This window comes from Kitasatospora sp. NPDC059973 (genome assembly GCF_042737525.1).
In the GTDB taxonomy this organism is placed as follows: domain Bacteria; phylum Actinomycetota; class Actinomycetes; order Streptomycetales; family Streptomycetaceae; genus Kitasatospora.
Window position 1 is genome coordinate 1 of record NZ_JBHWUI010000267.1, and the last position, 6985, is coordinate 6985.

The following is a 6985-nucleotide window of genomic DNA, read 5'->3' on the forward strand; positions in this document are numbered from 1 at the left end:
GCGGTGGACGGCCTGTTCGCCGCGGCGCCCGCGGCCCGGGACGGCGCACCGGGCGGGTTCGCCCGGCCGCCCGAGCCGCCCGCCGGCCCGGATTCCGGGCCGGACACCGAGGCGCGCCCCGGGGAGGCGGACGCGCTGCCGCCGGCCCGGATCGGGGTCGCCGACGGCCTGTTCGCCGCCGTGCTGGCAGCCCGGGCGGGGGTGCTGGTGCCGGCCGGCCGGACGGCGGAGTTCCTCGCCCCCTATCCGGTGGCCGCGCTCGGCGACGAGGGGCTGGCGGAGCTGCTGGACCGGCTCGGCCTGCCCACCGTCGGGGCGTTCGCCGCGCTGCCCGCCGAGGCGGTCGCGGACCGCTTCGGCCCGGCGGGCACGGCCGCCCACCGGCTGGCCCGGGGGCTGCAGCCGCGCCCGCTGGTGCCGCGGACGGAGGGGCCGGACCTCTCCGTCGAGCAGTGCTTCGACCCGCCGGAGGCGCTCGCCGAACCGCTGGTGTTCGTCGCCCGCACCCTGGCCGAGCAGTTGCACCAGCGGCTCGCCGGGGCGGGTCTGACCTGCCAGCGGGTCGCCGTCGAGGTGGCCTGCGCGGACGGGCGGACCGTCTCGCGGCTCTGGCGGCACGAGGGCCGGCTGTCGGCGGCGGCGCTCGCCGAGCGCGTCCGCTGGCAGCTCCAGGCCTGGCAGGGCGCGGGGACGTTCGCCGTGCCGGACGGCGGGCCGTCGCACGACGCGGGGTTCACCGCCCTGCGGCTCGTACCCGACGACCTCTCGCCCGACCAGGGCCGGCAGCTGGCGCTCTGGGGGCAGGCGGTCGCGGACGACCGGGTGGAGCGGGCGGTGGCCCGGGTCCAGGCGGTGCTCGGGCACGCCGGGCTGCGCCGGATCGAACCGGCCGGCGGGCGGGGACCGGGCGAGCAGGTGGTCCGGGTGCCGTGGGGCGAGCCGTACGACCCGGCGGCGCCGGCCGACGCGCCCTGGCCGGGGCGGCTGCGGGACGTCTGGCCGGCCGTGGTGCACCGCGCCCCGGTGCCGGTCGCGGTGCTGGACACGGCCGGGCGGCCGGTGAACGTGGACGGCCGGGCGGGGGTGTCGGCCCGGCCGGCCCGGATCGCGGTGCGCGGTCGGGACCTGGTGGTCGACGGCTGGACCGGACCCTGGCCGGCGGTCGAGTACTGGTGGGACCAGGCGCGCGCCCGCCGCCGGGCACGCTTCCAGGTCACGGTGGCGGACGGGCGGGCGCTGCTGCTCACGGTGGAGAACGGCGAGTGGTTCCTGGAGGCCGGTTACGACTGACGGAGCACGGCGGCGGTGCGGCAGGGACGGTGCGGCAGGGATGGAGCGGCAGGGACGGAGCACGGCAGGGAGGGAGCGGCAGGGACGGAGCATGGCAGGGACGGAGCGGCAGGGACGGAGCACGGCAGGGAGGGGCCGGCGAGGAGAGGCCGGCGGGGAGCACGGCAGGGGGGCAGGACACGAGCGAGAGACCGAAGGCGACAACCCCCGATGGGATTCACCAGCCACCCCGCGCTCCCCTGGAGCGAGCTGCACCGACGCCTGGCCGGTGGCCGGCCGGGCCCGGCCGCCGGCCAGGTGGTGCCGATCCGCCGCCGGGCCGAGGACCGCGGCCCCGGGCCGGCCGGGCCGACCGGCGATCCGGCCTGGGCGGAACTGCACGTCCACTCGGCCTTCAGCTTCCTCGACGGTGCCAGCGACCCCGAGGAGCTGGTCGCGGAGGCCGCCCGGCTGGGCGTCGAGGTGCTCGCGCTCACCGACCACGACGGCCTCTACGGCGCGGTCCGCTTCGCCGAGGCGGCCCGCGAGGCGGGCGTCGGCACGGTGTTCGGCGCCGAGTTGACGCTGCGCCGCGACCAGGAGGTGGAGCATCTGCTCGTCCTGGCCCGCGACCCGGCCGGCTACCGCCGGCTCTCCGCGGCGATCGGCGCCGCCCAGCTGGCGGGCGGGGCCAAGGGCCGTCCGGCGTACGACTTCGCCGCGCTCGCCGACGCGCACGACGGCCACTGGGCGGTGCTCACCGGCTGCCGCCTCGGCCGGGTCCCGGCCGCCCTGGCCGCCGGAGCCGCCGCATCCGCTCCCGGCGCCGGAGCCGCCGGATCCGCCCTGGCCGTCGGAGCCGCCGGGGGCGGGGCCCGCGCGGACACCTCCCGGGGCGTCGACGGGGCCGAGCGCCGGCTGCGCACCCTCACCGAGGCGTTCGGCCGCGAGAACGTCCACGTCGAGCTGATCGATCAGTGGCTGCCCGGCGACGACCTGCGCAACGACGCCCTCGCCGCGCTGGCGGCCCGGCTCGGCCTCCCCGTCGTCGCCTCCACCAACGCGCACCACGCGGGCCCGGCCCAGGGCCGGCTGGCCCAGAGCCTGGCCGCCCTGCACGAGCGCCGGACGCTCCAGGACGCGGCGGGCTGGACGCAGGCGGCCGGCACCGCGCACCTGCGCTCCGGCCGCGAGATGGCGGCCCGGCTGGCCCGCTTCCCGGGGGTGCGGCAGGCCACCGTCGACCTGGCCCGGGCCTGCGCGTTCGACTTCACCCGGCTCGACCCGGAGCTGCCCGGCTTCCCCGTCCCGCCCGGCCACACCGAGATCAGCCATCTGCGCGCGCTGGTCGCCGCCGGCGGCCCGGCCCGCTTCGGGCCCGGGAACGCGGCCGCCCGCCGGCAGCTCGGCAAGGAACTGGACGTCATCGAGGACCTGGAGCTGGCCGGGTACTTCCTGATCGTCCACGACATCGTCGACTTCTGCCGCCGGGAGTCCATCTGGTGCCAGGGCCGGGGGTCGGCGGCCAACTCGGCGGTCTGCTACGCGCTCGGCATCACCGCCGTCGACCCGATCCACTACCGGCTGCTGTTCGAACGCTTTCTCTCCGTCGCCCGGGACGGCCCGCCCGACATCGACCTGGACATCGAGCACCGCCGCCGCGAGGAGGTCATCCAGTACGTCTACCGCCGCTACGGGCGCGAGCACGCCGCCCAGGTCGCCAACGTGATCACCTACCGGCCCCGGCTGGCGCTGCGCGACGCGGCCCGGGTGCTCGGCTACCCGCAGGGGCAGGTGGACGCCTTCAGCCGGCAGAGCGACTTCCGCTCCGCGCCCGGCCCGGACGCCGTCATCCCCGCCGACGTGCTCGCCCTGGCCGGTCAACTGCACGGCCTGCCGCGCCACCTGGGCATCCACTCGGGCGGCATGGTGCTCACCAGGGAGCCGATCGCCGAGATCTGCCCGACCGAGTGGGCCCGGATGCCGGGGCGGTCGGTGCTGCAGTGGGACAAGGACTCCACGGCCGGTGCCGGACTGGTCAAGATCGACCTGCTGGGCCTCGGCATGCTCTCCGCCCTGCACGACACCTGCGACCTGATCGCCGAACACCACGGCACGCACTACGACCTGGCGACCATCCCGGTCGACGACGCGGGCGTGTACGCGATGCTGCGCCGGGCCGACACGGTCGGTGTCTTCCAGGTCGAGTCGCGCGCCCAGATGGCGACCCTGCCGCGGCTCAAGCCGGACCACTTCTACGACCTGGTGGTCGAGGTGGCGCTGATCCGCCCGGGCCCGATCCAGGGCGGCTCGGTCCATCCGTACCTGCGCCGCCGGGCCGGGGTCGAACCGGCCGGCTGCCCGCACCCGTTGATGGAGAACGCGCTCGGCAAGACCCTCGGGGTGCCGCTGTTCCAGGAGCAGATGATGCAACTGGCCATCGACTGCGCCGGGTTCACCCCCGCCGAGGCGGACCGGCTGCGCCAGGCGATGGGCTCCAAGCGCTCGCACGAGCGGGTCGCCCGGCTGCGCGAGCGGCTGCTGGGCGGCATGGCCGAACGCGGCATCCCGCCGGAGACCGCCGAGGACGTCTACGTCAAGATCGAGGCCTTCTCCCACTACGGCTTCCCGGAGAGCCACGCGATCAGCTTCGCCCACCTGGTGTACGCGAGCGCCTGGCTCAAGTACCACTACCCGGCCGCCTTCACCTGTGCGCTGCTGGCCAACCAGCCGATGGGCTTCTACGCGCCGCTCAGCCTGATCTCGGACGCCCGGCGGCACGGCGTACGGGTGCGCGGGGTGGACGTCAACGCCAGCGGGGCCCGGCCGACCCTGGAGCCGTACCGGGGGCCGACCCCGGAGCCGCCGCTCACCGCCGGCAAACCGCAGGCGGCCATCCGGCTCGGGCTGGACACCGTGCGCGGGGTCGGCACCCCGCAGGCCGAGGCGATCGCGGCCGGACAGCCGTACGCCGACCTGGAGGACTTCGCGCGGCGCACGGGCCTGCCCGCGCCGGTCCTGGAGGCCCTCGCCGCGGCGGGCGCGTTCGGCTGCTTCGGGCTGGGCCGGCGTCAGGCGCTCTGGGCCGCCGGGGCGTTCGCCGGAGTGTCGACGGCGCTGATCCCCGGCACCACGCCCGGCACCGAGGCCCCGCCGCTGCCCGAGATGACCCCGGTGGAGGAGACCATCGCCGACCTCTGGGCCACCGGGGCCTCCGCCACCAGCCACCCCGTCCAGCACCTGCGCGCGCACCTGGAGCGCGGCGGCGCACTGACCGCCGCCCAGCTGCCGGGGGTGGAACCCGGCTCGGCGGTGGTGGTCGGCGGACTGGTGACGCACCGCCAGCGGCCGCCGACGGCGGGCGGTGTGCTGTTCCTCAGCCTGGAGGACGAGACCGGCCTGATCAACGTGATCTGCAGCCGCCCGGTCTGGGAGTCCCAGCGCCGCACCGCCCTGGACCGGGCCGGCCTGCTGGTGCACGGTCACGTCGAACGGGACCGCGGGGCCACCAACCTGGTCGCCACCCGGCTCACCCCGCTGCGCCTGGGCGCCTGACCCGGGGCGCCGGTGACGGCTGGCCGGTCAGCCGTCCGACACCTGCCCGGTGGCGCCGTCCGGTGCCGCCGCGGGCTGCGGGTGCAGGATCTCGCGGGCCTGCTCGGCGGACCGGGCGATGCTCTCGGAGACGAAGTCGAGGAAGCGGGCGATGTTTTCGAGGCGGGCGCCGGCCGGCGTGCCGGCGTCGAGCACGCCGACGCCCTGGCGTGCGGTCTCGGCGATCTGGGCGGTGGAGCGGGCGCTGGCGATCATCGACTGGTACCAGATGTCGTTGTCGACGAGGTAGCGCTCCCGGCGGCGCTCGTCCCGCTCCCGGCGGATGAAGCCCTGGGCGTCGAGGAACGTGATCGCCTTGGAGACGGAGGCCGGGCTGACCTGGAGGCGCTGGACGAGTTCGGACGCGGTGAGGCTGCCCGAGTCGGTGAGGCAGAGGCAGGCCATCACCCGGGCCATCATCTGGGGCATGCCCGACTGCAGCATCGCGGTGGTGAACACCTCCTCGTACGCGCGCACCGCGTCGGCGTCGCGGCCGTGCTCCTGCGGGACGGCGGCGGGGTCCCGGGGCGCCGCCTGCCGGCGGCGGGCGCGGTGCCCGGTGGCGCGCTGGGCCAGGTCGGCGCGGTAGCCGGTGGGGCCGCCGTTGCGCATCACCTCGCGCGTGATCGTCGAGGTGGGGCGGTCGAGCCGCCTGGCGATCTCGGCGTAGGGGAGGCCGTCGGCCAGCCCGAGCGCGATCTGCTGGCGTTCCTGCTGGGTGAGCCTGCCTCCGGGCATCGCGGTCTCCTTCGGGGTGGGTAGTGCGCCGAGCATAGCGTTCACTCTCAATCCATTGCAACGAATGGATAGCGGCTCGTTGCATTAGGCGCGAAACCATTGCAATGAAATCACCGCAACTACCTGCAGAGATGGGATTCTGACGCAACGAGTGTGTTGCCAGCATCGTGAATGCAACGTAGCTTTTCCCTCATCGGAAACGACGGGCCGACCGAGTGCCCGCCGCCGCAGAAGGAGAAGAACGATGCAGAAGTTCGCCACCACCACCCCGATCACCGCCGTCCTCGACATCCCCGCCGGCAGCGTCCGGCTGATCGCCGCCGACCGCAGCGACACCACCGTCGAGGTCCTCCCCGCGAACGCCGCCAAGGGCGCCGACGTGAAGGCCGCCGAGCGGATCACGGTCGAGTACACCGACGGCGTCCTGCGGATCGCCGCCGCCCCGGCCGCCCACCGCCTCCTCGGCCAGTCCGGCGCCGTCGAGGTCACCGTCCAGCTCCCCGCCGGCTCCCGGATCCAGGCGAAGACGGCCGCCGCCGACCTGCGGGGCGTCGGACGCCTGGGCGACGTCACCCTCGACGGCGCCCAGGGCTCGGTCAAGCTCGACGAGACCGCGAACGCCCACCTCACCCTCCTCGCGGGCGACATCACCGTCGGCCGGCTGGGCGGCTCCGCGCAGCTCAGCACCCGCAAGGGCGACCTGCGGATCACCGAGGCCACCGGCGGCACCCTCGACCTGCGTACCGACGCCGGCGCCATCGAGATCGGCGCCGCCCGCGGCGTCTCCGCCACCCTCGACGCCGGCACCGCCCACGGCCGGATCCACAACACCCTCCAGAACACCACCGGCACCGACGCCGCACTCACCATCCGCGCCACCACCTCCTACGGCGACATCACCGCCCGCAGCCTCTGAACCGCCCGCAGCCTCCGAACCGCTCACAGCCCCCGCACCGCCCGCAGCCTCCGAACCGCTCACAGCCTCCGCACCGCCCGCAGCCTCCGAACCGCTCACAGCCCCCGCACCACTGTTCGCAGCCTCTGAAGGAGCACCTCTCATGACCGACCTGGCCATCGCGGCGAACGGGCTGCGCAAGTCCTACGGCGACAAGAGCGTCCTCGCCGGGATCGACCTCGCCGTCCCCGAAGGAACGGTGTTCTCCCTGCTCGGCCCGAACGGGGCCGGCAAGACCACCGTCGTCAAGATCCTCTCCACCCTGATCGGCGCCGACGGCGGACAGGCCCGGGTGGCGGGCCACGACATCGCCACCGCGCCGCAGGCGGTGCGCGCCGCGATCGGTGTCACCGGGCAGTTCTCCGCCGTCGACGGCCTGATCACCGGCGAGGAGAACATGCTCCTGATGGCCGACCTGCACCACCTGTC

Annotated in this window: 5 protein-coding genes; 4 read left to right on the forward strand and 1 reads right to left on the reverse strand. The window is 75.6% G+C overall.

What is annotated here, in order from left to right; all coding sequences use genetic code 11:
• Nucleotides 1-1290, forward strand: a 1290-nt coding sequence (locus tag ACFWA9_RS37245) for a DNA polymerase Y family protein (RefSeq protein ID WP_380393659.1), incomplete at its 5' end; no start/stop codon positions are given.
• Between the two features lie 210 nt (nucleotides 1291-1500).
• Entirely contained in the window at nucleotides 1501-4824 is a 3324-nt protein-coding gene (locus ACFWA9_RS37250; protein ID WP_380393661.1) for an error-prone DNA polymerase, read from the forward strand.
• Between the two features lie 27 nt (nucleotides 4825-4851).
• Here the strand turns inward: ACFWA9_RS37250 and ACFWA9_RS37255 are convergent, their stop codons facing one another.
• The gene (locus ACFWA9_RS37255; protein WP_380393664.1) at nucleotides 4852-5601 is read right to left on the reverse strand and encodes a helix-turn-helix domain-containing protein; all 750 of its coding nucleotides are present in this window, start codon (nucleotides 5599-5601) and stop codon (nucleotides 4852-4854) included.
• Between the two features lie 244 nt (nucleotides 5602-5845).
• Here ACFWA9_RS37255 and ACFWA9_RS37260 point away from each other — a divergent pair, with 244 nt between their 5' ends.
• Together ACFWA9_RS37260 and ACFWA9_RS37265 are read left to right on the forward strand one after the other, a co-directional pair.
• Complete coding sequence (locus ACFWA9_RS37260) at nucleotides 5846-6517, forward strand: DUF4097 family beta strand repeat-containing protein (protein ID WP_380393667.1); 672 nt, start codon at nucleotides 5846-5848, stop codon at nucleotides 6515-6517.
• Between the two features lie 142 nt (nucleotides 6518-6659).
• A partial coding sequence (locus ACFWA9_RS37265) for an ATP-binding cassette domain-containing protein (protein WP_380393669.1) occupies nucleotides 6660-6985 on the forward strand: 326 nt, incomplete at its 3' end.